Consider the following 26,827-nt stretch of genomic DNA (forward strand, 5'->3'; position numbering starts at 1 on the left):
CAGCAGGTGGAGTCAAGAAAAGGGCCGACACCTGGTTATTAGCGCGTCGTGCCCTCTTACTGTATGCGATCCGGTTTGATGTTTATCCGTCATCCGATGGATTTCTCTATTCTTATTTTTGCGCTAATCCGAATGGATGTCAACGAAGCCACTTAGGACGTGTCTCAAAACTCGCTGAAGTGCATCTTTTACCGCCTTTTCGCCCCCTGCTGCGTCACTTTCCCTTGACGTGCCCCGGCACGCCTGCGGAAAACTTCCTGGCTTGGAACGAAAATTCGGCAAAATCTGCTTCCTTCGGAGTTTTCAGACACGCCCTAGCAAAAAGCAGGTGATTTAGATTATCGGCGTTGGAGAAGAGTTGTGTGCAGTGTTCCCGTGTTGTATTCACCAGATGTCGAAATTACTGAAACATTTTCTAAGGGTATCCCGTCTGTAGGGATGAAGAGGTAAAAAATAGGTTTTACTAATCATATGGAGGTGCCAGGAAATGAAACATAAAAAAGGATTGGCTGCAACGCTTGCACTCTGCGTTTCTTTGACAGCAGGAGGTGCGTCGGTACTCGCTTTTTCAGATGTGAAGGATGAAGGGCAGAAGTCGGTTGTCGATTCATTGAAATCAAAAGGTATTGTTAACGGAGTGACAGCGGATCAGTTCCGTCCAGATCTCGCATTGTCCGAGCCACAGGGTGTTCAACTGATTGTGAATGCATTTGATCTGAAGAATGCATACGCTGCGACTTCTGCACAGGATAAAATTAGTCCAGACACGTGGTATGCCGATGCTGTGCAGGCCGCTACCCAGAATGGACTGTCCGTTCCGGTGGAAGTTAATCCGCAGGGCAAGATGACACGTGAGCAATTTGTTATTTTGCTGCATGAAGGAATTAACACAACCGGCAATTATCCGGTGATCATGTTGTATAATGATATCAAGGACGAAAATAAAATTGGTAAGGACGCCAAATCTGCGGTCCAGAACTTGCTGAACATGAACATCATTGAACTGGATAAGGACGGTAACTTCCGTCCAGATCAGTCGCTTACCCGTATGGAGGCTGCAAGCATGATCTTCAATGCACTTGAATTTGTGGATAAACACGGCAATGGCGGCTCAACAGAGCCAGCTCCAACCACTCCGGGTGAAGGCCAGCAAGCGATCGTACCTGAAGTAACAACGACGAAGGTTGATGACAAAACAACTAAAGTTAAACTCAGTGCTGAAATGCCTCACCCTGGTTATGGATTGAAGATTGATGATGTAAAATTGGAGAAGGATGGACGCGCTATCGTGCTCTATTCCATTATTCAGCCTGATCCGGACATGATGTATCCGATGGTGATTACGAATGTGACTGCGGAAACGGATATTCCAACAGGATATACGGCAGAAGCTCAACCTTCTGGCAAGTAATTCACTGCAAACCATATTAACTAAACGCTGATAAAACGGATATGTATCCTCAAACCCACCTTCCATATATGTATGGAGGGTGGGTTTTTCATTTGAGTTGAAGCTGTACATAGGCCTTTAACCGCTAAGAATGTGGATTACATCCTGGTAGTTGGAAAGGGAAGAAATGTGAATGGTGAAGTGAATTCATCTCAGTCAAGTTACATCACGACTATTCTTTTAGATGGTAATTTAAATTACATTTCATGAAGTTTGATGGGTTATTTATGTTATGTTAATTTACACGAATGCTCTCATATATGTAATATAAAATGGTATTTGTTTAGGTTATACAGCTAATTTGTGGTTATCGTAGCAGCTTTCATTATGGTCTTTTTCCAAAAAAAATCACAGGACTCAGTTTCCAAGCCTTGTGCAAAATCTACATATACGACTCGATATTCCCAGTGTTTACAAGCGTTTATGTATCCTGTAGGCAAAGATAAAAACAACATATATACGAAAGAGGGAGGAGAATTATAGAATAAGGGCAAGCAATTACAGGCTTGTAATATGCGATATGTATATGATAGATAATATTACATTAAGGTTTAACATTTAATCGTCTTTCCCTGGAGTATGATGCTTTTAGACATGAATACCATGGTCAGATAAGTATGTGGGTTTTGACTTTAAGGCTTGTTTTCTAACTCCATTTAGATCTGATATCTTTCCAAGTTCATGTGATGAAACCCTAAATGACATCTACAGGAGGGAAAAGGGTCAAATTCTACATGTTTTACTTCCCCAAAATGACAATGACAAGCTAAAAACAAAAAGTGTAAACCCCCGTTGTAACAGTGTATTCCGTGATTTTAAGAGTGAAGATTGAAATGGCATATTTACGGATTCGTGAATGATCCATAAACTCAGTGTGTAAGCGTTACCAATTAGCGAGGGAACAGAGCCGCCCGTCATAGAAACGCGGTTCGGAACTCCAAAAGGAGGAAACAACTGATGCAGCTAAATGGGGAGTCTCCCTCGACGCAAAACTTAACGGTAAACACGATTCCGAACAGCAAGAAAAATAAATTATGGAGAAGGATGATTCGAAACTGGGAGTTGTATCTGTTTATCGCACCAGCCTTTCTATACTTTCTGATATTCCATTATGGTCCGATGTACGGCATACAAATTGCATTTAAAAACTTTATCCCAACGCTTGGTGTCACAGGAAGCCCATGGGTCGGATTTGATCATTTCATCCGTTTCTTCAATTCTTATTATTTCTGGGATTTACTATGGAATACCCTTAGCATCAGCTTGTATGAGCTGGCTATCGGTTTCCCGTTGCCGATTATTCTGGCGTTAGCGTTCAATGAAGTAAAGGATTCCTTCTTCAAACGCACAGTGCAGACCGTCACGTATGCACCACATTTTATTTCGGTCGTCGTGATGTCGGGGATGATCATTACCTTTTTATCACCCTCTTCAGGCATGATTGTCAATTTGGTGGAGGCCCTTGGATTTCAGGCACCTCAATTCCTGACGGATCCTGCTTGGTTCAAGACAGTATATGTGCTGTCGGGAGTCTGGCAAAGTGCAGGCTGGGGCACCATCATATACCTTGCCGCCCTATCGGGCGTGGACCCGCAGTTGCATGAAGCAGCTGTGGTGGATGGTGCGAGCCGGTTTAAACGGATTCTGCATATTAACATTCCAGCGATCATCCCTACGATCACCATCTTGTTAATTCTGAATATGGGCAGTATTTTGGGCGTCGGATTCGAGAAAATCCTGCTGCTGCAAAATCCGCTGAACATGGGCTCGTCCGATGTTATCTCAACATTTGTCTATCGATCCGGTCTGGTCGATGCGCAGTACAGTTTCTCTACGGCGGTGGGATTGTTCAACTCCGTAGTTAATGCCATTCTGCTTATTACCGTGAATCAGATTGCACGCCGCACCAGTGAAAACAGCCTGTGGTAAAAGGAGGGAATACACATGTCATCCGCAGTGAAAGAAAGCAGAAGTGATAAATTGTTCTTATTGTGCAATTACATCTATCTGACGGTAGCGCTCGTCATTGTGCTGTATCCGCTGTTATACATCATCAGTGCTTCAATCAGTGATCCCAAATATGTAGCCTCCGGTGAGATGTGGCTGCTTCCGAAAGGCATTACGTTTGAAGGTTATGCCCGGGTGTTTGAGAACACCAACATCTGGATTGGGTACAAAAATACGATCATATATACCGTTGTAGGTACCATCGTTAACTTGATTGTTACACTACCGGCAGCCTATGCGCTCAGCCGCTCGGACTTTGTGGGACGCGGATTCTTCATGGCGATGTTTATGGTAACGATGTTCTTCGGCGGAGGGCTTGTCCCAAGTTACCTGCTGGTCAAGGATCTTGGTATGGTGAACAGCATGTGGGCACTTATTTTGCCTGGAGCTGCATCCATCTGGAATATTATCGTATGCCGGACGTTCTTCCAATCGACCATTCCCAAGGAGTTACAGGAAGCGGCGCATATTGATGGGTGTACCAACACCCGGTTGTTCATCAAGATTGTGCTCCCGCTTTCCATGCCAATCATTGCTGTTATGGCACTCTTTTACGGAGTTGGACACTGGAACAGCTATTTCAGTGCCATGATCTATCTGAATGATTCCTCCAAGTACCCGTTGCAGCTCTTTCTACGCCAGATTCTGGTGCTTCAGGAAATGGCGGCTCAAGGAGGGGGAGCGATTGATACCTCTGCGGCAACGGCGATGAATACCAAAGCGGAGATCGCTGCGCTGGTCAAATATGCTGTCATTATTGTTGCCACCCTACCGGTCATTGCGGTGTATCCATTCCTCCAGCGTTACTTTGTACAGGGTGTTATGATCGGTTCCGTTAAGGGATGATCTTAATCCATATACCACATTAAACAAGGGGAGTTGTTGTCATGAAAAAGCTTCGCAAGGCTTCATCCATTACACTCTGTCTCACCTTATTCGCAACATTGCTTGCAGCTTGTGGTTCAACCAATGAAGACGGAAGCACGACCTCCAAAGTAGAGGGGGTCAAAAAAGAAGGTTTCCCCATTGTAGACAAAACGCTAACGTTGAAGGTCATGTCCCAGGATGCGGGCGTAGCCGACTGGAGCACGATGCCTGTGCTGCAAGAAATGGAGAAACTGTCGGGCATCAAGCTGGAATACCAGCTTTCACCGATCGACAGCTTTGAAACGAAGAAAAATCTGGTTTTCGCGAGCGGAGACTTGCCAGATATGTTCTATGCTGCGGACCTCAAGCCAGCCGAACAGGTGACTTATGGCAGCCAGGGCATCCTGATCCCGTTGGAAAAATACATTGACGAAGGTTATGCCCCGAATATCAAAAAGATTCTCGATGAGAATCCGGATGTCCGTAAATCATTTACAACACCTGATGGGCATATGTATGCACTCCCATTCATTGATAAAGCGGCCGTGTGGTATAGAGGCCCAATGTGGTACAACGGGGAATTCTTGAAAGCACTTAACGTAGAAGAGCCTAAGACTACGGAAGAATTGTATACGTATCTCAAGCGTGTAAAAGAAGAAGATCCTAATGGCAATGGCCAACAAGATGAAATTCCGCTTACTTCTGTAAAACTGGATGATCTTCGCATGTTTTTCTTCGGCTTTTGGGGAATGTACAACGAAGGCATCTATTCCGATAAGGACGGTAAAGTTCACTACCCTTATCAAGAAGAAGGTTACAAAGGTTATCTTACATTCATGAACCGCTTGTGGAAGGAAGACTTGCTTGATCATGAGACCTTCTCTCAAACAGGTGATCAGAAAAAAGCAAAAGGTGAAAGCAACAAACTTGCACTGTTCAACGATTACCATCCATACTTCACGCTCGGTGGTGAACCTGGCACGGATCATCCGCTGATGACACCAGTGAAGAGCGAGGTGGTAGACTCTCCGGTATACGGCAAGCATCCGGGCATGTCGGCTCGCGGTACCTTTGCTATTACAAGCAGCAACCCGTCACCCGAGGCGACGATGCGATGGATCGATTACTTATACAGCTATGAAGGTGCGACACTGTTCAATCAAGGTCCGGAAGGTGTGCTGTGGAAATTCAAAGACAAGGAAAATCACGTTAAAGAGTGGCTCCCCGTTCCCGGAGGTGGGGATCGTGAGGAATACCGCGGTAAAATCACGCCGAATTTTGGTATCTTGACACCGGGTATTAATGATCCGGATGTAGCGAAGGGTCTTCGCACCGAATTTGATGAGTGGATTGACCAGCAGAATCAAGAGAAGTTGGTACCTATCGGAAAAGCTCCATTTCCTAACGTTTATTTGACGAATGAAGAGCAAAGCGAAGCAACCGCTCTATTGTCTGACCTGGATACGTACGTTAAACAGATGGAAGCAAAGTTTGTGACCGGCCAGGAACCACTTGAGAACTGGGATAAGTACATTGCACAGATGAAGAAAATGGGCAGTGACCGTATCATCGAACTGTATCAGGGGGCATATGACCGCTGGAATTCGGGGAAATAAAGCCTATCGAGGTACATCCCATACAGAAAGACAACAGTTAGCTTCATTGACTGACTATTCGCCGAATTCTCGGGGGAGGTGTGGACAGGTATGCAGAAATGGTTTGAAGAAGCCAAACTGGGGATATTCATCCACTATGGCATCTATGCGGTGGACGGGGTTGCGGAATCCTGGTCCTTCTATAATGGCAGGATATCCTATGAAGAATATATGAAGCAGTTGGATGGTTTTACAGCATCGGAATTCAATGCGGAGAAGTGGGCGGACTTGATTGAGAAGTCTGGTGCCCGGTATGCCGTATTGACAACGAAGCATCATGATGGCGTTGCTCTATGGGATACGCAATATAGCGATCTCAATGTTGTCAAACAGACACCGGCGAATCGGGACATTGTGAAGGAATATGCGGAAGCGATTCGGGAAAAGGGCATTCATCTGGGGATGTATTTCTCGCTGATCGATTGGTCGCACCCGGATTATCCCAGTGTATATGAAGGCGGAAAAGTACCGGAGGATCTCAGCAGGGTCAACCCGCATTCAAGTCCTGTGGACGGCGTTCAGGATCAGGAAAAGTGGCAGAAGTTCCTGCAATTTAATAACCATCAGCTGGGTGAGATTTTGACGAATTATGGAAAGGTGGATCTGCTATGGTTTGATGGCGATTGGGAACGGAGTGCCCAGCAGTGGAATCTGCCGGAGTTCAAGCATTATTTGCAATCTTTTAACCCGGATATCATCATCAACTCCCGTCTGCAGGGTTATGGGGATTACAAGACGCCAGAGCAGGGCATTCCGATTACAAGACCGGAGGGACCCTGGGAGTTCTGTACCACGATCAACACATCTTGGGGTTATGTGCCGACAGATCATAAATATAAATCGCTGAATCAGATCATTCGAATGTTCTGTGACTGTATTTCGATGGGCGGCAATATGTTGCTGGATATCGGCCCGCGCGAAGATGGCACCATCGATCAGAGGCAGGAAGATATTCTGCTTGGGCTGGGAGCATGGATTCGAACCCATGAGGAGGCTGTCTTTGGAACGAGTGAAGGTATTATGCCTCGCTATTATTTTGGGGGAAGCACGGTATCTGAGGACAGAAAGATATTGTACCTATTCGTGTATGACGATCCAAAAGAGAATGTGTGCATCAAGGGTCTTTGTAATCAGATCAAGAAGATAACCGTGCTGCATTCGGGCAAAGAGCTTAATCATGAGATTCATGGGGGTGTGCCTTGGTTCAATATCCCGGGGACAACGTGGATCAAGATGACCCCGGAGGACACGCATGAACAGGTGACCGTTCTTAAGCTCGAATTCGATGAGGAGCTGGAAATGTACGGCGGCTCTGGAGCCGTTGTCACCCATAACTAACCATTACGGGGAGGGCGTGTGCCGATAGATGCATGCCCTCCCTTACGAATTGGAGAGAGCGACATGAACAGAAGTGGAGTGCCAGAACCCAGGATTGAGTATGCTCCCAAACATTATATATGCAAGCGTGCGCAGGAACCACTGGTGTTAGACGGCCGTGTGGATAAGGTATTTTGGGATGCGGCCCATTGGACAGATGATTTCGTTGATATCGAAGGGGATCTTCGTCCGAAGCCCGGGAAACAGACGCGTGTAAAAATGCTGTGGGATGACGACTATTTCTACTTTGCTGCCGAACTGATTGAAGATCAGATCTGGGCTACGTTGACCGAGCGTGATTCCGTTATTTTCTATGACAATGACTTTGAGATTTTTATCGATCCCGATGGGGATTCCCATCAATATTATGAGTTCGAGATCAATGCGCTTAATACGGTATGGGACCTGCTATTGGTGAAGCCATATCGGGATGGCGGACCTCCGGTCAACGGTTGGGATATCAGCGGTCTCAAGACGGCCGTATATATCGATGGGGAACTGAACAGACCTGGCGCTGATAACCGGAAATGGAGCGTGGAAGTCGCAATTCCCTGGACCAGTCTAAAGGAGTGCGCCGAAGGAAACCGTCCACCTGCGCCGGGTGAGTTCTGGCGCGTCAACTTTTCGCGCGTGGAGTGGCAAACCGAGGTGCAAGACGATGAGTACCGCAAGGTGCTGAATCCAGAGACGGGCAAACCTTATCCGGAAGACAACTGGGTTTGGTCACCCATGGGTATTATCAACATGCATTACCCGGAGCTGTGGGGTTATGTTGTATTCTCGGATGACGGAACGGATCAGTCGTTTGAGTTGCCGGAAGACGAACGAATCAAATGGGAGCTTCGCAGGCTCTATTACCGTGAACGCAATTATTATGAAATGCATGGTGAATTTACACAGGATGTGAAGCTGCTTATGGGTGAGGAATCGTGGAGCTGTGAGCCTGTAATTGAAACGACTCGCAGCCTGTTCCAGATTACTGCGCCTTCGTCGGATGGCACAGCCTTAATCTGTATTCGGGAAGACGGCAAGCTGTGGAAGGAGTGAGAGTACAATGACCAGCCAAACCTTGGTATTTTCCCTTGATGTACAGTCATTGGAGAGGATCGAGCAGCAGTTCCAGGAGAAGGTACGTTTTGCAGAGGCTCGCAAATCGGAGTTGTTTCATATTTTTCAACAGGACCTAACGGAAGAAGAAACATGGGCATTGAAGTATATCTATGCTTACATGCCTGTAAATGACTTGGCTGATTATGATGGGGACCTGTTCTTGAGCCATGTACGCCGGGCCTTGGATATCCGCAAACGTGTCCCTTGGGGAGATCGTGTCCCAGATCATCTGTTCCTTCATTTTGTGTTGCCTTATCGGATAAACACGGAAAATATTGAAGATTTCCGCGGGTTGATATATGACGAATTAGCCGAGCGGACAGCAAAGTTATCCATGGCCGATGCCATACTGGAGACCAATTACTGGTGTCATGAGAAAGCGACCTATATCGGCAGCGATCTGAGAACCATATCGCCGCTAACGATGATCCGGAATGCTCGTGGTCGATGCGGCGAAGAATCCACGCTGGCGGTGGCCGCTCTTCGCAGCATCGGCATACCTGCCCGTCAGGTCTACACACCGCGCTGGGCTCACTGTGACAGTAATCATGCCTGGGTAGAAGCCTGGTCAGATGGTCAATGGTACTACATCGGGGCATGCGAGCCGGAAGCCCGTCTGAATCAAGGGTGGTTCAGCCCGCCAGCCCGCAGAGCCATGTTGATTAATACGAGGATCTATGCCGACTATCCCGGACCGGAGGATATAACGCTCTCCGAGAAGGGATTTACGGAAATTAATTTGCTTGAGAACTATGCGCCGACGCGGGTCATTAGTGTGAAGGTGAAAAATGAGCAGGGAGAGCCCGTACCCGGAGCGAGTGTCCGCTTTGAGCTGTACAATTCGGCTGAATTCTATCCGATTGCCGAAATCAGGACGGATGTACAAGGGAAAGCTGCTTTTAAGACAGGCTTTGGCGACCTTTTGATTCGTGCGGTCAGCGGCGGCAAGTGGAGTGAAATCCTATTCAAGGCTCAGGCAAACGAGCTTGTAGAGCTTGTGCTGGACTCGTCAGAGCAGCCCACAGGGATCGCAGATTTTGATATGGTTCCTCCGCCGGAAGGGGAGGGGGAGGTCGTGGTTGCGTTACCTGAAGAGAAGATTGAGATTCATAATCGTCGTCTTGAGGAAGGGGCGCAGACCCGTGCCGGGTACGAGGACACCTTCCTGAGTGAGGAGGAGGCTGTCACACTGGCTAAAGGGGTTGGATTGCCCTCGGTGCGTGTATGGGATATTCTCCAGAAGGCACGGGGTAACAGCCGTGAAATTGCAGCTTTCCTAGAGGAGTGCTCCAATCCATACGGTGAGTGGCCACTCCGGTTGTTGGAGTCAATGAATGAAAAAGATTTAATTGATACCTTTCGCCAGACGCTGGACGATCATCTGATTGGTACGCTCTCGCAAAAAGGATCATGGGCGGAAGAAACGTTCGTGAGCTACATCTTGTGCCCGCGGATTTCCTACGAAATGCTGCTCCCTTATCGAGGCGTATTCCAGAATGCCTTTTCGGCGGACGAGGCAGCGGCGTTCAGGGAAAATCCAGCGACGCTTGCCCGAATGCTGGAACAGCAGTACGAATATTATGAAGATCTCCCTAATCTAAAAGGTAAAGGGAATCCGATCGGGACATTTAGTCTGATGAAGGGGGACTCTCAGTCGCTGGATATTTTGTTTGTGGCTGTATGTCGCAGTTTAGGTATTCCGGCACGATTACATCCGAGCACGCAGAAGTCACAGTATCTAAGTGACAGCGGCTGGGAGGATGTAGTGTTCAGTCTCACCTCACCACCTCAAACTCAGGAGAGCACAAGCTGGGGAATGATCCAACTTCATAGGGATATAAAAGCTTCGCAGGATACACCTGAAGCATCTTATTTCGAGAACTTTACGTTTGCCCGTCTGGAAGATGGCGTCTACAAGACGTTGATTTATCCTTATGGCAGTACGGATGTCTATAGCAAGCCATATGAGGTTGAGGCAGGCGCTTATCGCTTAACGACAGGCATTCGTCTGAAAGATGGAACGGCAAAAGTACGATTCGTTTACTTTACCGTGCGCGCCGGAGATACCACTGAGGTTGTATTGTCTTATCGCGAGACTGAGATTGATATTCCTGTACTTGGTAAACTGGCACCAGGCAGTGTACTGACCCGTCTGGATGGTTCAGAGGTTGAAATGAAGGAACTTCTGGGATCGGAGGGTGCCATTGCTGCCTGGATTGAACCGGAGCGGGAACCGACCAAGCATCTGATTCGGGAGCTGTGCGAACTCGCTGAGCCGCTGAGTAAGCTGGATATGCCAATTGTACTCATAATCGGAGATGCAGAATGGAACGCTTCCTTTGATCCTGTTGGTTATCCAAAGCTGCCTGTGCGCACGGTTTTTGTACGAGATTCCAGTTATGCTTCCTTGTCCGGTTTCATTTCGAAGCCTGCAGCTAACGAAGCGGGCTATCCGCATCTGTTCGTGCTGGATACTCAGCATCAAGTTCGTTATTCGGCTTCCGGGTACAAGATTGGTACCGGGAAGGAAGTCCTGCAGATTGCTGCTGCGATATCTCAATCATCGAACGGAGCGGAGTGAAGAGAGTGACGAAATATATTGCTGTGGGTTATGCCGTTGATTCAGTTCTCCCCGATATGACACATGAGGATCTGTTGAAGTTAACACATCTGAACGTAGCCTTCGGACATGTCAAGAATGATGAAATCACCACCGAGCATTTAAAGAACGGTCACGTTATCCAGACTATGAAGCGGGAGCATCCGAATCTTACGGTGATGCTGTCTGTTGGCGGATGGAGCGCTGGCGGTTTCTCCGAGGCCGCCTCAACCCAGGCGGGGAGGGACACCATGGCCGCATCGGCAGTCCGGGTGTTGGAGGAATTCCCTTTTGACGGGATTGATCTGGACTGGGAGTATCCTTGTTATGGTGAAGCTGGTATCGCATCCAGTCCTGATGATAAACGGAATTTCACCTTGCTACTCAAGACGATCCGGGAGACACTGGATGCCAAGGGAGCCGAGGATGGCCGTCATTATCTGCTCACCATTGCGGCAGGGGCTGACCAATACTATGTAGACGGTACAGAGATGGATGAGGTGCATCAGTATCTGGACTACGTCCAGTTGATGACCTATGATATGCGAGGTGGTTTTCAGGTTCTAACCGGACATCACACGAATCTGTACACGCCAACAGGAGATCTGTTTCGAATCAGTGCGGATGCTTCCGTGAACCTGTTTGTTCGAGCCGGCGTTCCGAGGGAGAAAATTGTGATCGGTGCTGCGTTCTATTCCCGGATCTGGACTGAGGTTCCTGACCGAAACCACGGGCTCCATCAAATGGCTGGCAGCACAGGCGGCTATGGTCCTTCATTTGCAGAGCTGGAAGCGAAGTACATCAACAAGGATGGATACATCCGTTATTGGGATGAAGAAGCCTGTGCACCGTTTTTGTTTAATGGGTCCAGCCTTATATCTTATGATGATGAAGAATCGATCCAATGCAAATGTGATTACGTAAAGGATCAAGGTCTGGCCGGGATCATGTTCTGGGAGTACGGCTGTGATCCGACCCACCGTTTGCTGGGTGCAGTGCATCAAGGGCTTCAAAATTTTCCGACTGGGAAATAGGATAAGCACGTCGGAGCCGACGGATCGATTATGTATATGGACTAAAAAACATACGAAGGGGCCGTCCTATACGTCATGAGCATGACGTATAGGACAGCCCCTTGTTTGCGTTATTTTGGTCTAATGAATCTGGCACATGTTATTCGCTCTCTCCCTTTATCCAATACATTCCTCGTCATCATCATCAGGGGAATCGGCGGAGCCGTTGGGACGGTGCATTTTACGGTATTGCCCTGGGGTATAACCCGTCTCTTTTTTGAATTTGCGGATGAAGTTTGGTGTATCCAGGTAACCGACGCGCGTGATGATATCTTTTAACGGATCGGTAGTATGCAGCAGTAGTCGAATGACCTCATCCATCCGTTTCTGCCAGATATATTGGGTGAAATTCATGCCGATCTTTTCTTTGAAAGAACGACTGAAATACGATGAAGAGATCGTGAAATTCGATGAAATCGTACCTAAACTGAGATCATAATCAGAGAAATTGGCATCGATATAAGCAACGATTTCATCCATCAGGGAACTTTCTTCCGTCTCACTCTTCGCCTCGACATGGGCGCAGATTTCGGCGGCAAGGCCTGTCAGTTTTTTCTCCAAATCCTCCAACGAGTCGTAGGAAGTGATCCTTGGAAGTTGATCAACCACATGATGGATTCCAAGCTCCGAGGCGGTTTTTAGCATGGTATTCAGAATATCAAAGCAGATGCAACGCAGCAACGGTACAGATGGCATTTCGGATTTCAGGGTATTCAGGGCAGTTGATACCATCTGAACTGCCACATCATAGCTACCCTGTTTTAAGCTTTGAACCAGCTTTAATAACACATCCTTAGGGACCCAGAAGGAAGCATCCTGTGCACTGGAACCGGAAAGGGCGTTGAAGAAGGTACTGCTGCCCTGTCCATGCAGCATCGATGCTTCCAGAGCGGTCGATGCCTCGATGTAGGACTGATTCAGCTGTTTCGGATAAGTGTACCGATTGCCTATCCCGATTGCGGGCGCGCCCCCGGTATGTTCTATCACCATCCATTGCAGTTTTTCAACGATAGGCTCCATACGGGTATTCAGGCTACCTTCATGCCCAATTTCGGCATCGAATCCTACGATAAGGGCCAATTGGTCTGCCTGTGGCAGCTCCACGCCGTAAGCATAAGCGGACAACTCCGGCAGCTCCACATCATTCATCAGCTGCATGACAGTAGGTTGCTCGGGGGTATCACCGTTAGGAAAAGCACGCATTTCCCAACCCATGATCATGACAAAATAATGGGATAGGTTGAAGCGTATGCCAAGCTTGTCCGTAAATTCAGAGGGGAAATCTCCGGTATGGCCGTGTTTCAGCAACATAAGTAAAATATGATTGCGGGCATAGGGCTCCTGAAGATCTACGCGCTGACTGTAATCATGTAGTGTTTTCTTGATCCATTCCAGCTCGTTGATGGTTGAGGACGTATTAGAATCATTCTTCAACCGAATGAACTCCATCAAGTCTGAAATCGGATGGTATTGTCTCCGGGCCAACATGATGGCAAGCATGGTGCCCATCGTCACCACGAAGGAGAAAACAAGGATAATAAAGGTGCGAATATGGACAATTCGGCTGAAAAACTGGTTGCTTGGCATAGCGGTAACATAGGTCCAGCCCGCATCCGATTTAACGGATACAACCGAATGTGGTTCTTGATTTAAGGAGATGCTGTGCGTTCCGGGCTCAAGAGCAAACAGAGCGCTGACTTCCTGTCCAGTAATAATTTCTCCTTTGTAATTGGCTGCCAGAACTTGCCCGTAATTATCAAAAATATAAGTCATCCCGTGATAGTCGCTGAGGATGGAATCGATCAAGCCGGTCAGATTGGATTCGTGAATCAGGTACATGACGGTTCCGTGGGCGGGCGTATTGTTAGGTGCAATCGGTACAAGGTAGGCCAGCATGGAATTGGGTATTTTGGTTCCTTGAACGACTTGTTCCGCCGGTCGGATCGTGGGGAACTGCACGCTATTCAAATCCCGGATCATGTCTGTTTCGTTCCATGTATTAAATTTGTAGCGGCCCGTGAATACATCCAGATTCTCAGAACCTTGAGAAGAGTAGATGCTGTCATCTCCACGGAAGAAGAGGAACAGCTCATCGATAATGGAACTGGTGGCTTTGTATTTGACCAATGCTCCAATCGATTCTCGGCTATAGTACGGATGGTGGGTCCAATACCGCGTTAACTGCTCATCGTAGGCGATACGAAACGCGATGTCCTGTAATTCCTTCATACGATCATCAATGACAGTTTTGGCTTGAGTGAGCTGGTTGACATTGGTCTGTTCAATCTCTGAACGGAGCGTGTCCACAGCATTGTGGTAAATAATGATGGTTAAAATAACAAGAGGTATAAGGAAGATGGAAATATAGGAAAATGTGTACTTAAGCAGAAGCTTGGACTTGAAGTGATTCCATTTCATATCTGCAACCTCCCATTTTTCTTTCGTGCTGCAGCGATAGCGCTCTCATAAGGACAGTAAAGCTATTGCCATGATGCGAGATACGGGGTGTACCTACTAAAAATACTAGGAGAACTTCTCTAATAAAGCAATGGATCTTTTATAAATTTCAGAGCAATCATAGAGAAAGGTATAGCTATAGCAAAATCCCCTCGAAGTTTACTCATTTCCTTATGCTACCACATAAGGCTTTTCAAAGAGTATCTACTTTAAGGGGATAATTATAGTTGAGCAAATATTAATTTAGGAGTTAAAACGATTATTCTTCCAGAGGTTCATAGTCGAACCAATTGAAACTTGCAGGAGTACGTCCCCCCGATGGATCATAGGCATACATGGCTATCATCACACCTGTGAAACCACTTGCTACTTCGGTAGATAACAGATGTGTTTCTCCTGAACCCACTTCGATGGCATCGGATGAACCTAGCTGGTAGAGGAACGTAAAGTGATTACGGTCGGCTTTGATCTGTAGAACAACGGGACCCTTCTCACAGTCAAGAATCTGTTCAGTTCGTAGAGAGCCAACAGTTCGCCGCAGTATAATTTTATTTTGGCCGTCGATCTGTGTTACAGCCAAGTCGTAATGATATTTATCATTCATGAATACAGTTAATCCAGCTTCGCCGCCTCTCGCACCTGGCTCATAAAGCAGCTCGGCTGCCATGTTGCATAAGAAATGGCTCAAGCGACGCCCGACAAAGGCGGGATTTCCTCCATCATTGAGCGAAATCGGATGACCACGCAGGATGAGTTGCCCGGGATTTTCAGTAAGCGTCCAACTATCCGGACCCGGGTTCCGCAAGAAGATCCAGTTCATGTCCAATGTTGGTTCGTCAAAATGATCCCGGATAGCCCGGGGTGACCAAAGGTGCTCAGGCAACGAAGGTCCGGTCATCTCCGGCTCAATATGTCCGTCCACACCGATCATCGGCCAACCGTCATCCGACCAAGTGACAGGTGCCAGGAAGGTTTCACGTCCCAGATGGTGCCGCATGGGGTAGCCTGCTGGACGAAGGCCAAGACATACGGCCCACCAGCTTCCATCCTGGATCTGGACAAGGTCTGCATGACCAGTTGCATGGATACTGGATTTCATGCTTCGATTGGACAGAATCGGATTATGAGGACACGGATCAAATGGTCCATATGGATCTGTACTCCGAGCAATGGTCTCCATATGACCATACTCGGTTCCACCTTCGGCGATCATCAAATAGTAGAAGTCGTTTATTTTGTACAGATGGGGAGCCTCGGGGGCTGCTCCTCCGGTTCCGGTCCAGATCAATCGGCTATCGGTTAGTCTGGCTCCGGTCGTGATGTCTATCTCGCACTGATAGATGCCCTCGCCCTCATCCCTATTACAGGCAGTTTGAAAATACACACGACCATCTTCATCAAATAGAAAAGAGGGATCTATACCATTTTGATCAACAAAAATTGGAGCAGACCATGGTCCCTCGGGTTGGGTGCTGCGTACATACAGATTTCCGCCGCCGCTTACATTGGTCGTTGTCATATAGAACCAGCCATCATGATACCTGAGTGTTGGAGCATAAATACCGCCAGAGCTGCCTGCATTCGCTAGAGGAAGTTGCTCAGTTGTTGTGAGGACATGGCCGATCTGTCGCCAATTCACAAGGTCTTTGCTGTGAAAGATCGGCACACCCGGGAAGTATTCAAATGTACTGGTTACCAGATAATAGTCTTCATCTACACGACAGATACTTGGATCTGGATAAAAACCCGGAATCACCGGATTGGTATATTTCATCATGTTATACTCCTATTCATTGAGAGAGTTTAGTACGAATCTGGACACATTGAAAATCCCTGCTACAAGGCGAATTATAACGCTTTTAAGTATATTGCACCTTGATTTTTCGGTCTTGGAATAGCATGATATAGACATTCAACCCAACAATGTTCGTGGAGGGGAATGCTTTTGAGTAATGCATATTTGAGATGGTTTACTTCAGATCAACAATTTCCATTTTTCATTCAGTACGGTGGACATGTTGAGGACATGGAGCTTCATAATCATATGGATTTTACGGAACTTGTGATTGTCCTGAATGGTCATGCAACTCATGTGGTGAACACCGAAGAATTTTTCATTAAAAAAGGGAACGTATTTGTGATCAATGGCGACACCCATCATGCGTATAAAGACCCTCATGACTTTAGGATCTGTAACATTATGTTCAGTCCTGAGATGCTTGCTTCGGCTGGGCCCGATCTGAGGAAATCCAATGGCTTTCAGGCGCTGTTCGTTTTGGAACCGTTTTATCGTAATACCCACTCATTTCCCAGTAAACTGGCGTTATCCATTGCAAGTCTGGAGTATGTAGAATCACTGATATCGTTCATGATTGAGGAATATCATCGTAAACAGCAAGGGTATCAGACCATGTTGATCTCACGTCTTACGGAGATGGTTGTATATTTGTCGAGGCAATATGATACGCAGGAAAAGGGCATTGGGGGCAACAATCTGATGCATTTGGCGAATGCCATTTCATATATTGAAGATCATTATCTTGAGCCATTGTCGCTGGAGGACATTGCGGGAAAGTCGAATATTTCGATTAGGCACCTGAATCGGATTTTTCGATCCTATTATCAGATGACACCGATCTCTTATCTGCAGAAGTTGCGTCTGGAAAAGGCTTGTCATCTGTTGAAAAACGGGAGTCTGTCCATTACGGAAATTTCGTATGAATGCGGATTTAACGACAGTAATTATTTCACCCGCCAGTTCAAGAAAGCCTTTGGCGAGTCTCCCAAAACATACAGGCAGACTCATTAATACCTGCCCGAATATAAAACACCAAAACAGGGCCTCCTTATATGGAGGTCCTGTCTGCATTCAATAGTCCAAAAGCCGTCCGTTGTCATGCCATTGACCGTACATTTTATTTTAGCCCAATTTCTCAAGACGACGGACACGTTCCTTGTTCAATTCAGTCCATGAGCTACGTTTCCTTCTAGGCGACAATCTCTGTGCTAATTGAGTCTCGGATATTTTCTTTTTGAATCCATCGATCCAGCCAAAGCACAGCGACTCCTCAACCACGTCCAAATACAGCAGGGTATTAGGCACGGGTTTTATGCTTATAATTACCCAGCAAGATTTCTCGACTTTTCCATGCGTCCGCAACCAATTTCTCAATTCATCCCTCGACGTCAAGGGTATACAATGTATATGTTCCATCCGATTGTCAACTATGCTTGAGCCAGTTCCTGATACCAATAGAGAAAATAGTCATTCATGATGGAGGCATGCCCCAATTGACGCAGCATGGTAGAAACATTGCCTCGATGATAGGTGCCGTGGTTAACCGCATGGAATACGATTTCCGATAAGCTGGTTTTGCGAACTCCGGCAAATGGATTATCGAGTAGAATGGTTTGCTCCAGATCAGCTTGGCCTCGTAACCACTCACTGTATTGTGCCGACAGGTCGGTAAAACATTGGATGTACTCATCCACGGAACCGTGAATCTCACCATTAAGCAGTATACATGCTTGCAGTGCCTCGGGCATACCGGTGCCATTCAATACCTCGTACCACATTTTATCTACTGCGTAGATATGGCTGAGTGCGTGAGCAATGGTTGGAAACGAACTGTTCACTTCCTGACTCAGTACAGAAGAGGGCAGTTCCTTGATTCTGCCCAGGATCGTTTGGTTGGCCCATGCGTGGTAGTTATACATTTGTTCCGGATGATTCATTGATGATCGTCTCCTTTAATTTGGCGATAGATTGGGTTAACTTACTGAGATGATTATAAAAAAAGAAGTATGACAACAGCGTGTCATACTTCTTCATAGAGCTTAAGTGCGTTTCGATGTTGTTCTTTCAGAATGTCTCGTAATTCAATTGGTTCAAGCACCTCAGCGCCACTTCCCAAACTAAGCAGAAACGACCATAACCACTTGGCTTGTAACGGCTGATGGACCTGGATACGCATCGTCATACTTCCATCCTCGTGAAATTGCTTATCTGCTTGTTGAAAATGATCCATGGCTTCCGCGAGCGCTTCCGGGTTCACCCGAAATACCACATCACTTACCTGATCTTGCCATGACGGATCTGACACAACCGTCTCTTGGGGAAGCTCAAGGTGGGGTTGGAAGTGTTCCGATGTCAGTTGCACGTTCATCATTCGGGACAGTCGGAACTCGCGATAATCCTGCCGTGTCTGGCAAAATCCATAAACATACCAATTACGATATTTAAAATGAAGTCTTACCGGTTCCAGATGGCGGGGTGTATGTTCATTTTTATAATTGATGTAGTCAAAACGGACAACCTGATGATCCGTAATACCTTTACGCAGATGAGGAAGGGCATCAGGTTCTGTTCGGAGAGTCTCCAGATCCACGGATAGACTTGAGATTTGATGCTCTAGTCCAATCGTCTGAAGACGTTCAATCGTTCCCTGTGCACGTGCATCTTCGAACACCGTGGATAGACTGCTAAGGACCGTAATCAGGGCATCGACATCATAAGAACCGAGCAAGCTCTTATCCATTTTATATCCGTCAATCATGCCGTACCCGCCTTTAAGTCCCTGATGGGAGATGACCGGGAAGCCGGCGGCACAGATCACATCAATATCCCGATAGATCGTTCTTGGGGACACCTGAAACTCTTCTGCCAAGGTGGAAGCAGACAACACTTCGTGGTTCAGCAGTTTATATATGATTGAGATTAATCGCTCCAATTTCAAAAGCTATCCCCGCCCGTTGTTCCATTTTGTCATTCCAGGCCATTATTATATCACGACATCGTGAACAAGATGGATGACTACAACTGGTCAATAAAGTTTATATAATCAAGTGTATTTTTTTCTCATGATTGTACAAGGTATAGGCCGGGATGAACAACAAAAAAAGAGTGCTGGATCGCACTCTTTCTGAAGGCACATTATTGTTGTGTGGAACAAGGTATCTTGGCAGCTCTGTTGAGCTTTATTTCGAACGTTTAGCCAGAGTGGGTTCTATTCTTCTTGTACGTTATAGAGAACGCGGGCAAGCAGATTCTGTCCGTAATTGCCAAAGTTCTTGCCGAAGATTGTTAAGCCCCGTTTGTTCAAAGGTCCGTCGGTAACCGCAATGCGGAAGTGAATATCGCTTTTGTAATCCAAACCGATCTCGTCCAGCGTTACATCCGAGATGCGGCATCCGTCGATATAGCTGCCTTCCCGCGTGATCCGAATCAGCTTCAGCATACCGTACTGATTCAGATGGGGAGGCCACCATTCCGGGTTGAAGGTACCGCGTGTATTGCCAAAATCCCCCGGACTCGTCCAGCAGCCAATCTCAATACCATTAATGTAGAAATAAATATCCGAAGGGTAATTGTCACAAAAGCCAGGTGCCTCCGAACCCAGTTCCATCGACAGCTGAATTTCGTTAAACGACTGATTAGGCTTGAGATAGTTGGGAATCCGATACTCCAGATAACCTTCAGCCAGCCAGATCATCTCCGCATCAATTCGCAGTGGATCAGCAAAGTAACGCGGATCATCGAACTCTCCGACAATGCTGTCCCGGGTAGCGAGACCACATGTAGGTGCAGCCTGATAATCGCTGTAATGCCCTACCTGAATTTCCACCTCATAACGGTTGCATATCTCCTGTGAACGCAGATCAACCATTAACTTTTCCTCATTGAGATAACATATCTTCTGAATACCATGCTTACCGACGGCGGTGTTAATCTCGATCAAACCACTTTCCTCAAGCTTCTTGATATGCATTGTGATCGCACCATTACTGAGCCCGAGCTTGGTTGCAAGATCATTGAGATTAAGACTTTGGTTCTTGGCCAAAAGCTCAATGATCTGAATTCGAATTTCCGAACTGAGCGCTTTGAATATATTCACACCCGACATCAGATCTTTAATATAAATCATAGGTGGATTTCCTTTCCCCGTTCTGAACAAAGTCTTCGACACAGACATTTGCACATTTATATGTTTTATTTCAGATAATTATAAATCATTCGCTCATGGAAGGGAAGGGCGGAGAAATGGAAGCCAAAACCCTTGTGTATAGCGAAAATATGAAAATATAATCTATATTTTGTTCACTATTCCGGTTAAAATAAGTGTTAATCAGTTCACACATATTTGAAATATACCATTGAAATGTAATGTAACCGCTTTTATAATCCTATTATACCTAAAATGATTCATTACTTCATGAACCTAATTAACCATTTGATCAGGAAAGGTGGAGTTCGGTTTGGAAAAGTTAAGCAATGTGAAGAGGTTTAAGTGGAAACGGTTGGCGTTACCGGCATTACTTGTGATGGTATTACTGCTGGCAGGTCAGTCAAAAGCTTTGGCGGCGTTCTGGAATCTGACCGGAGATACCGCTGTTCATGATCCATCAATTATCAAAGAGGGTAGTTCCTGGTACACCTTTTCCACTGGCCCGGGCATTCAAGTATTGAAATCGGATAATGGATCGTCCTGGTATCGTGTTCCACAAATCTTCTTAAGTAAGCCATCCTGGTGGGCTTCTGCTGTTCCAGGACAAAGCGGATTGGATGTATGGGCACCGGACGTGGAGCAGTATAACGGAAAAGTGTGGCTCTATTACTCTATCTCCACCTTTGGCTCCAATCGGTCTGCGATGGGTCTTGCGTCTGCGAACAGCATTGGAGCAGGGCAGTGGAAGGACGAAGGATTGGTACTTCAGACTACGACCGCCAATAATTATAATGCCATTGATCCGAATCTGGTCATTGATGCTTCAGGTAATCCGTGGCTGGCCTTTGGTTCTTTCTGGAGTGGTCTGAAGATTGTCAAGCTGGACAAAAACACGATGAAACCGACGGGAAGTATAACTTCCATTGCTGCACGTCCGAATAACGGGGGTGCTATTGAAGGACCAAGTGTTGTGTATCGCGGGGGATACTATTACCTGTTTGCTTCCATCGATTCTTGCTGCCAAGGGGTGAACAGTACCTACAAAATGGTCTACGGGCGTTCGACCAGTATTACAGGCCCTTATGTGGATAAAAACGGAGTGAATATGCTGAATGGCGGCGGAACGGTACTGGATACAGGCAATGTGAAATGGAAAGGACCAGGTGGTCAGGACGTGTACAATGGCAATGTCATTGCACGGCACGCCTATGATGCAGAGGATAATGGCAATCCGAAATTGCTGATTAATGACTTGCGGTGGGACGCCAACGGATGGCCGATGTATTAATTTATTTTATATAAATATAAAATGTTTTAGAAAAGTATTGACTAAAGTGATCTGGATTTGATAAGTTTAACAACAGAAATCATATTTCATCCAATTGAATACGGTTACAAATCCAGATCAGGAGGGGTTCAGATGGTAAAGAAAAAGAGTTGGGTCACATTTATGCTTCTTATGCTGGTAAGTGCACTGGTACTTGCGGGCTGCGGAGGAAGCAGCGGTGCAAGTGGGGACAAGGAGTTAACGTTTATGTTCCGCGGTGGTACTGACGAGCAGAAAGCATACCAGGCGGTGGTCAAGAAATTTGAAGAAGATCATCCGGGTGTGAAAGTCAAAATTATTGTAACGGCTGCGGATCAATATGCAACCAAGCTGAGAGCGGCAATTACAGGCAACAGCTTGCCTGACGTATTTTATATCAATCCGGGCGATGTGAAAGCGTATGTGAACAGCAATGTGCTGATGAACCTCACTTCGTATATTGAAAACAATCCGGATGTTGATCTTGATAATATCTGGAAATACGGCGTGGACCTGTATCGTTATGACGGTCAAATGGCAGGACAGGGCGATATCTACGGTATGCCGAAGGATCTGGGGCCATTTGCACTGGGCTACAACAAGACCTTGTTTGAAAAAGAAGGCATTCCATTCCCTGACAAGGATAAGCCATACACATGGGAAGAGTTCATCAAGGTGAACCAGCAAGCGACCAAGGATACCAATGGAGACGGTAAACCGGATGTATACGGTACTGGATTCAACGTACAGTGGGCACTGCAATCCTTTGTATGGAGCAATGGTGGCGACTGGCTGGATGAAACCAAAACAAAGGTAACGATTGATGATCCAAAATTCGCGGAAGCACTGCAATTCTTCGCGGATATGCAAAACAAATACAAAATCACACCTTCCATTGAGGAAGCGCAAACATTGGATACGTATCAACGCTGGATGAAAGGTGAAATGGCTTTCTTCCCTGTAGGGCCATGGGATATGAGTACATTTGAGAAATTACCTTTCGATTATGATTTGCTGCCTTTCCCTGCGGGATCGACTGGCAAATCGGCAACGTGGATCGGATCTCTGGGAATCGGAGTATCGGCGAAGACAAAACATCCGGAAGAAGCTGCTGCATTGGTGAATTACCTTACAGCTTCGAAGGAAGGCATGCAGCAACTGGTGGATGCCAAGGTACAGATTCCGAACTTGCTTGATATGGCAGACGAGTGGGCCAAAGATACATCCACGAAACCAGCCAACAAACAGGAATTCATTGATATTGTTGAAGATTACGGCCGGGCTCTGCCAGGTAACTACACGTACAATGCGGAATGGTATGACCTGTTCTTCACAGACATCCAGCCGGTATTGGATGGCAAGATTACAGCCGCAGACTATGTGAAGCAGCAACAGCCGAAGATGCAGAAACTGCTCGACAAAGCGGTTGAACAAGAAAAGAAATCTCAGAAATAGTAGATAGGAAAGGGTGATGCCGGCAGCCTGCAATCATGCTGCTGGCATCATTCGTGTTGGAACTTATGGGATTCCATACGAGCATGTGGCATTCGTTGATCGGCAAGGTTCAATCGAAGAATGCCACATGCTGATACTAGAAACAGGGGTGAACGCCGTGATTACAAAATCGAGTTTGTATCGCAAAGAGATGCTGTACGGATATCTGTTTATTTTACCTCCGATTCTTGGGTTGCTGATCTTTGTCATGTTCCCGTTCCTCTACTCCCTTTATGGTTCTTTTACCGATTGGGACGGACTGGGACAGATGAACTTTATTGGTTTGGCCAACTTCAAGGATTTGCTCACGGATGACCTCTTTTACAAAGCGATGTTTAATACATTCTTCCTGATGCTTGGGATCCCGATTGGATTGTTGCTCGCATTATTGCTGGCGATGGGTCTGAATCGTAAAATTCCCGGTACCACGACATTCCGAGTGATCTATTACATTCCGGTCATTTCTTCCCTCGCTGCGGTATCCATCATGTGGAACTGGGCGTACAACGGGGATTACGGTCTGGTGAACCAGTTCCTTGACCTGTTTGGGATTAAAGGTCCTAACTGGCTTGCGAACAAAGACACGGTCAAACCGGCTCTGATTATTATGACGGTGTGGAAAGGTCTGGGATACACCATGTTATTGTATCTGGCGGCCCTGCAAAGTGTATCACGTACATATTACGAAGCGGCTGAGCTGGATGGAGCCAATGGGTTCCAGATCTTCCGTAACATCACCTGGCCTATGGTGAAGCCAGTTACTTTTTTCCTCATCGTTACGAATATTATTGGCGGTTCCCAGATTTTCACCGAGATGAACATTATGACGCCTACGGGTGGTCCTGAATATTCTTCGGCATCCATCGTTTTCTACATCTGGCAGAAAGCTTTCAGTAACTTGCAGATGGGTTATGCCTCAGCGATGGCCATGATTCTTGGTATTTTCATTTTTGTCATTACCCTGGTGCAATTCAAAATGAACGAAAAATCAGCCTATGATGGGGATTGATTGTCAAGGAAAGGAGTGAACCGGTGATGTCTTACAGTCAAAAGAGGAAATTAACAAACTCGATTATCTTTATCGTACTCGCGATTGGTGCGATTGCGATGATTGCACCACTGATCTGGATGTTGTCCACGTCATTGAAGGAGAAGCAGGATGTGTTCGCGCTTCCGCCTGTGTGGATACCTGAAGTATTCCAATTCGGGAAGTATAAAGAAATCTGGGAAGCAGGACCGCTGCTCAGCGGGATCAAAAACAGCCTCATCGTTGCGGTGAGTGTAACGGTGGTGGGTACCTTTACGTCCAGTATCGCTGCTTTTGCCTTTGCCAAATTAAGATTCCCGCACAAAAATAAACTGTTTCTAGCGTTGCTGGCATCCATGATGATTCCTTATCCGACAGTCATGATCCCGCAATTCATCATGTTCGCGAAGCTGGGCTGGGTGGATACGTTGCTGCCACTGATTGTTCCTGGCCTGTTCGGTAACGTAATCATGATCTTCTTCCTGCGCCAGTACCTGCTTAGTGTGCCTGATGCGATTATTGAGGCAGCCAAGATTGATGGAAGTTCCTATTTCCGGCTGTACTCCAGTATTACGTTCCCGCTCATCAAACCGGCGATTGCTGCACAGTTGATTCTCTGGTTCATGGGCATCTGGAACGATTATCTGGCACCGATTATTTATCTGAATTCACCGGAGAAGCAGACGTTACAGCTGGTTATAGCGAACTTCAATGCTACGTATGCGATTCAAACCGATTACCCACTTATTATGGCGGCGTCGATTGTAGCCCTGTTGCCGGTATTAATCATCTTCCTGATCTTCCAGAAACAGATTATTGAATCGGTTGCGATTTCGGGAGTGAAGGGATGAATCAGCGGAAGAACTTCCGAGGGTGGACATTTTCGAAGAGAGGGGTTGTGGCTTCCATGTTGTTACTGCTGATCGGGGCTACGGGTTGTTCAGGAGATAGGGGAGGAGATGCGGGTTCACGACCCGTATTTCCGGAAGCTCCCCAAGATACGGCACTGTACGACAATTCTATTCTGGACGATGAGTCACGCTGGACGGTGAACAATGCACATGATCCAGCCATTATCAAAACCGATCAGGGATACTACGTCTATTCCACAGACGTTCGTGTAGCAGGAGAAGCGAAACCCGGCGTCATGGTACGCAAATCAGATGATCTGATCCACTGGACATGGGTAGGCCAGGCTCTGTCGGGTATTCCGCAAGAAGCACTGGACTGGACAGGTGCGGTCAATCTGTGGGCACCGGATGTGATTCAGGCTGGCAATACCTATCGGATGTATTATTCGGCTTCTTCTTTTGGCAGTACCCAGTCGGCTATTGGTCTTCAGACATCCTCATCTCCAGAAGGTCCTTGGACAGATGAAGGACTCGTTGTGAAAACTTCTGCGAATGAACAGGACAAATTGAATGCCATTGATGCTAATCCCATCGTAGATGCTGAGGGCAATTCGTGGATGGTATATGGTTCATTTTTTGACGGCATCTACATTGCGCCACTTGATCCCGACACCGGGAAATTCAAGGACGAGGGTTATGGTACCCGTATTGCTGCTCGGGATCATGCAACCGAAGAGGGCGCAGTGGAAGGTCCATACATTGTGTATAACCCGGAGTTCAAAAAGTATTATCTGTTCGTCTCGTATGATTCCTTATTCGAAGATTATAACGTGCGGGTTGCGCGTGCTGATTCAATCACAGGACCGTATACGGACATAAACGGCAATAACATGCTGGATACGGAGCATCTGCCGCAATATGAGATCGGCACCAAAATTCTCGGGGGTTATCGCTTCACAGAAGGTGAAGGCTGGGTTGCGCCTGGTCATAACTCCGTTCTGAAGGACGGAGACGATTATTACATCGTGCATCATGCACGGGGCGAGACGGATAAAAACTGGCCCTATCTGCATGTACGCAAAATGTTATGGACCAAGGACGGCTGGCCTGTGGTTTCACCGGAGCGTTACGCCGGTGAGACCGTACAGGATATTCCGAAGTCCATGATTGCCGGAGAGTGGGAAGGCATGGCGCTTGATCCGTCCGTGGACGGGCAGATTCAGGCAGTGCCTTATACCCTAACGGGCAAAGGTAAGATTCAAAGCGAAAAAGGTTCAGGAACCTGGACATTTGATGGCAAACAAACACTGACGTTGGAATGGAAAGAAAGCCCATGGGGCGGAGCTTCCACGGAAGAGCTGAAGCTGCTCCCGTCCTGGGACTGGGAGCGAAGCCAGCCCGCGCTGGTGGTGACAGGTCTTGATGACCGCGGCATCGCGGTCTGGGGCAAGCAGATCAGCGCAGCTGAGGAGTAAGGGGCGATCAGCGAGCGTGGTAAGAGCCGAGCTGCCGCTCTAAGGGTGCACAAGCAGTGAGGGGGAGGAAGGAGCCGCAGGAGCGAGTTTGTCATCCGATTTCAACCGCCAGGAGCGGTGGAAAAAGAAATCGG

At 46.9% G+C, this 26,827-nt stretch carries 19 protein-coding genes and 1 pseudogene; 14 read left to right on the forward strand and 6 right to left on the reverse strand.

Annotation, left to right across the window (positions count from 1 at the left end; genetic code table 11):
* Nucleotides 1-487 precede the first annotated feature (487 nt).
* The 8 genes from AC1S8V_RS06130 (at nucleotide 488) to AC1S8V_RS06165 (ending at nucleotide 12,099) form a co-directional block, all read left to right on the forward strand.
* Nucleotides 488-1,411, forward strand: coding sequence for an S-layer homology domain-containing protein (locus AC1S8V_RS06130; protein WP_482072874.1), 924 nt, complete (start codon nucleotides 488-490; stop codon nucleotides 1,409-1,411).
* Between the two features lie 996 nt (nucleotides 1,412-2,407).
* Nucleotides 2,408-3,379, forward strand: coding sequence for an ABC transporter permease (locus AC1S8V_RS06135; protein ID WP_482072875.1), 972 nt, complete (start codon nucleotides 2,408-2,410; stop codon nucleotides 3,377-3,379).
* A 15-nt stretch (nucleotides 3,380-3,394) separates the two neighbouring features.
* Nucleotides 3,395-4,303: a carbohydrate ABC transporter permease gene (locus tag AC1S8V_RS06140; protein WP_482072876.1), complete on the forward strand. Its 909-nt coding sequence runs from the start codon at nucleotides 3,395-3,397 to the stop codon at nucleotides 4,301-4,303.
* Between the two features lie 41 nt (nucleotides 4,304-4,344).
* A complete protein-coding gene (locus AC1S8V_RS06145; RefSeq protein ID WP_482072877.1) occupies nucleotides 4,345-5,940 on the forward strand; it encodes an extracellular solute-binding protein in 1,596 nt (531 codons plus the stop codon).
* 90 nt (nucleotides 5,941-6,030) lie between these two features.
* On the forward strand, nucleotides 6,031-7,317 hold the full coding sequence (locus tag AC1S8V_RS06150) for an alpha-L-fucosidase (protein ID WP_482072878.1): 1,287 nt from the start codon (nucleotides 6,031-6,033) through the stop codon (nucleotides 7,315-7,317).
* 63 nt (nucleotides 7,318-7,380) lie between these two features.
* Nucleotides 7,381-8,403: a carbohydrate-binding family 9-like protein gene (locus tag AC1S8V_RS06155; RefSeq protein ID WP_482072879.1), complete on the forward strand. Its 1,023-nt coding sequence runs from the start codon at nucleotides 7,381-7,383 to the stop codon at nucleotides 8,401-8,403.
* Between the two features lie 7 nt (nucleotides 8,404-8,410).
* Entirely contained in the window at nucleotides 8,411-11,047 is a 2,637-nt protein-coding gene (locus tag AC1S8V_RS06160) for a transglutaminase domain-containing protein (protein WP_482072880.1), read from the forward strand.
* A 5-nt stretch (nucleotides 11,048-11,052) separates the two neighbouring features.
* A complete protein-coding gene (locus AC1S8V_RS06165) occupies nucleotides 11,053-12,099 on the forward strand; it encodes a glycoside hydrolase family 18 protein (protein ID WP_482072881.1) in 1,047 nt (348 codons plus the stop codon).
* Nucleotides 12,100-12,255: 156 nt separating this feature from the next.
* Here AC1S8V_RS06165 and AC1S8V_RS06170 read toward each other — a convergent pair whose 3' ends face one another.
* Both AC1S8V_RS06170 and AC1S8V_RS06175 read right to left on the reverse strand, forming a co-directional pair.
* On the reverse strand, nucleotides 12,256-14,556 hold the full coding sequence (locus AC1S8V_RS06170; protein ID WP_482072882.1) for a helix-turn-helix domain-containing protein: 2,301 nt from the start codon (nucleotides 14,554-14,556) through the stop codon (nucleotides 12,256-12,258).
* Nucleotides 14,557-14,854: 298 nt separating this feature from the next.
* Nucleotides 14,855-16,369, reverse strand: a complete 1,515-nt coding sequence (locus tag AC1S8V_RS06175; RefSeq protein ID WP_482074409.1) for a glycoside hydrolase family 43 protein — start codon at nucleotides 16,367-16,369, stop codon at nucleotides 14,855-14,857.
* A gap of 165 nt (nucleotides 16,370-16,534) precedes the next feature.
* On the opposite strand from AC1S8V_RS06175, the gene AC1S8V_RS06180 reads away from it, so the two are divergent.
* Nucleotides 16,535-17,404 carry a helix-turn-helix domain-containing protein gene (locus AC1S8V_RS06180; RefSeq protein WP_482072883.1) on the forward strand — a complete coding sequence of 290 codons (870 nt, stop codon included), beginning with the start codon at nucleotides 16,535-16,537 and terminating at the stop codon, nucleotides 17,402-17,404.
* Nucleotides 17,405-17,518: 114 nt separating this feature from the next.
* Here AC1S8V_RS06180 and AC1S8V_RS06185 read toward each other — a convergent pair.
* The 4 genes and pseudogenes from AC1S8V_RS06185 to AC1S8V_RS06200 all read right to left on the reverse strand — a co-directional run.
* Nucleotides 17,519-17,809: pseudogene (locus AC1S8V_RS06185) on the reverse strand (YdeI/OmpD-associated family protein); the annotation flags it as partial.
* Nucleotides 17,810-17,820: 11 nt separating this feature from the next.
* Complete coding sequence (locus AC1S8V_RS06190; RefSeq protein WP_482072884.1) at nucleotides 17,821-18,330, reverse strand: DinB family protein; 510 nt, start codon at nucleotides 18,328-18,330, stop codon at nucleotides 17,821-17,823.
* A gap of 83 nt (nucleotides 18,331-18,413) precedes the next feature.
* Nucleotides 18,414-19,331: a helix-turn-helix transcriptional regulator gene (locus tag AC1S8V_RS06195; protein ID WP_482072885.1), complete on the reverse strand. Its 918-nt coding sequence runs from the start codon at nucleotides 19,329-19,331 to the stop codon at nucleotides 18,414-18,416.
* A 270-nt stretch (nucleotides 19,332-19,601) separates the two neighbouring features.
* Nucleotides 19,602-20,519 carry an ArsR/SmtB family transcription factor gene (locus AC1S8V_RS06200; RefSeq protein WP_482072886.1) on the reverse strand — a complete coding sequence of 306 codons (918 nt, stop codon included), beginning with the start codon at nucleotides 20,517-20,519 and terminating at the stop codon, nucleotides 19,602-19,604.
* Nucleotides 20,520-20,916: 397 nt separating this feature from the next.
* Here AC1S8V_RS06200 and abnA point away from each other — a divergent pair, with 397 nt between their 5' ends.
* The 5 genes from abnA (at nucleotide 20,917) to AC1S8V_RS06225 (ending at nucleotide 26,693) form a co-directional block, all read left to right on the forward strand.
* Entirely contained in the window at nucleotides 20,917-21,828 is a 912-nt protein-coding gene (gene abnA, locus AC1S8V_RS06205; RefSeq protein WP_482074410.1) for an arabinan endo-1,5-alpha-L-arabinosidase AbnA, read from the forward strand.
* Nucleotides 21,829-21,960: 132 nt separating this feature from the next.
* The gene (locus AC1S8V_RS06210) at nucleotides 21,961-23,301 is read left to right on the forward strand and encodes an ABC transporter substrate-binding protein (protein ID WP_482072887.1); all 1,341 of its coding nucleotides are present in this window, start codon (nucleotides 21,961-21,963) and stop codon (nucleotides 23,299-23,301) included.
* 157 nt (nucleotides 23,302-23,458) lie between these two features.
* Nucleotides 23,459-24,349, forward strand: coding sequence for a carbohydrate ABC transporter permease (locus tag AC1S8V_RS06215; protein ID WP_036611613.1), 891 nt, complete (start codon nucleotides 23,459-23,461; stop codon nucleotides 24,347-24,349).
* Between the two features lie 26 nt (nucleotides 24,350-24,375).
* The gene (locus tag AC1S8V_RS06220) at nucleotides 24,376-25,218 is read left to right on the forward strand and encodes a carbohydrate ABC transporter permease (protein WP_036611483.1); all 843 of its coding nucleotides are present in this window, start codon (nucleotides 24,376-24,378) and stop codon (nucleotides 25,216-25,218) included.
* Nucleotides 25,215-26,693 carry a family 43 glycosylhydrolase gene (locus AC1S8V_RS06225; protein WP_482072888.1) on the forward strand — a complete coding sequence of 493 codons (1,479 nt, stop codon included), beginning with the start codon at nucleotides 25,215-25,217 and terminating at the stop codon, nucleotides 26,691-26,693. The genes AC1S8V_RS06220 and AC1S8V_RS06225 overlap by 4 nt, the downstream gene beginning before the upstream one ends.
* The last annotated feature ends 134 nt before the right edge of the window (nucleotides 26,694-26,827 follow it).

The organism is Paenibacillus sp. B46(2026) (assembly GCF_056786355.1).

Excerpts from the sequence above, each read along its gene's own strand:
- AC1S8V_RS06130 (WP_482072874.1), top strand. The coding sequence starts at position 488 with ATGAAACATAAAAAAGGATTGGCTGCAACGCTTGCACTCTGCGTTTCT.
- AC1S8V_RS06135 (WP_482072875.1), top strand. The coding sequence starts at position 2,408 with ATGCAGCTAAATGGGGAGTCTCCCTCGACGCAAAACTTAACGGTAAAC.
- AC1S8V_RS06140 (WP_482072876.1), top strand. The coding sequence starts at position 3,395 with ATGTCATCCGCAGTGAAAGAAAGCAGAAGTGATAAATTGTTCTTATTG.
- AC1S8V_RS06145 (WP_482072877.1), top strand. The coding sequence starts at position 4,345 with ATGAAAAAGCTTCGCAAGGCTTCATCCATTACACTCTGTCTCACCTTA.
- AC1S8V_RS06150 (WP_482072878.1), top strand. The coding sequence starts at position 6,031 with ATGCAGAAATGGTTTGAAGAAGCCAAACTGGGGATATTCATCCACTAT.
- AC1S8V_RS06155 (WP_482072879.1), top strand. The coding sequence starts at position 7,381 with ATGAACAGAAGTGGAGTGCCAGAACCCAGGATTGAGTATGCTCCCAAA.
- AC1S8V_RS06160 (WP_482072880.1), top strand. The coding sequence starts at position 8,411 with ATGACCAGCCAAACCTTGGTATTTTCCCTTGATGTACAGTCATTGGAG.
- AC1S8V_RS06170 (WP_482072882.1), bottom strand. The coding sequence starts at position 14,556 with ATGAAATGGAATCACTTCAAGTCCAAGCTTCTGCTTAAGTACACATTT.
- AC1S8V_RS06175 (WP_482074409.1), bottom strand. The coding sequence starts at position 16,369 with ATGAAATATACCAATCCGGTGATTCCGGGTTTTTATCCAGATCCAAGT.
- AC1S8V_RS06180 (WP_482072883.1), top strand. The coding sequence starts at position 16,535 with ATGCTTTTGAGTAATGCATATTTGAGATGGTTTACTTCAGATCAACAA.
- AC1S8V_RS06190 (WP_482072884.1), bottom strand. The coding sequence starts at position 18,330 with ATGAATCATCCGGAACAAATGTATAACTACCACGCATGGGCCAACCAA.
- AC1S8V_RS06200 (WP_482072886.1), bottom strand. The coding sequence starts at position 20,519 with ATGATTTATATTAAAGATCTGATGTCGGGTGTGAATATATTCAAAGCG.
- abnA (WP_482074410.1), top strand. The coding sequence starts at position 20,917 with ATGGTATTACTGCTGGCAGGTCAGTCAAAAGCTTTGGCGGCGTTCTGG.
- AC1S8V_RS06210 (WP_482072887.1), top strand. The coding sequence starts at position 21,961 with ATGGTAAAGAAAAAGAGTTGGGTCACATTTATGCTTCTTATGCTGGTA.
- AC1S8V_RS06220 (WP_036611483.1), top strand. The coding sequence starts at position 24,376 with ATGTCTTACAGTCAAAAGAGGAAATTAACAAACTCGATTATCTTTATC.
- AC1S8V_RS06225 (WP_482072888.1), top strand. The coding sequence starts at position 25,215 with ATGAATCAGCGGAAGAACTTCCGAGGGTGGACATTTTCGAAGAGAGGG.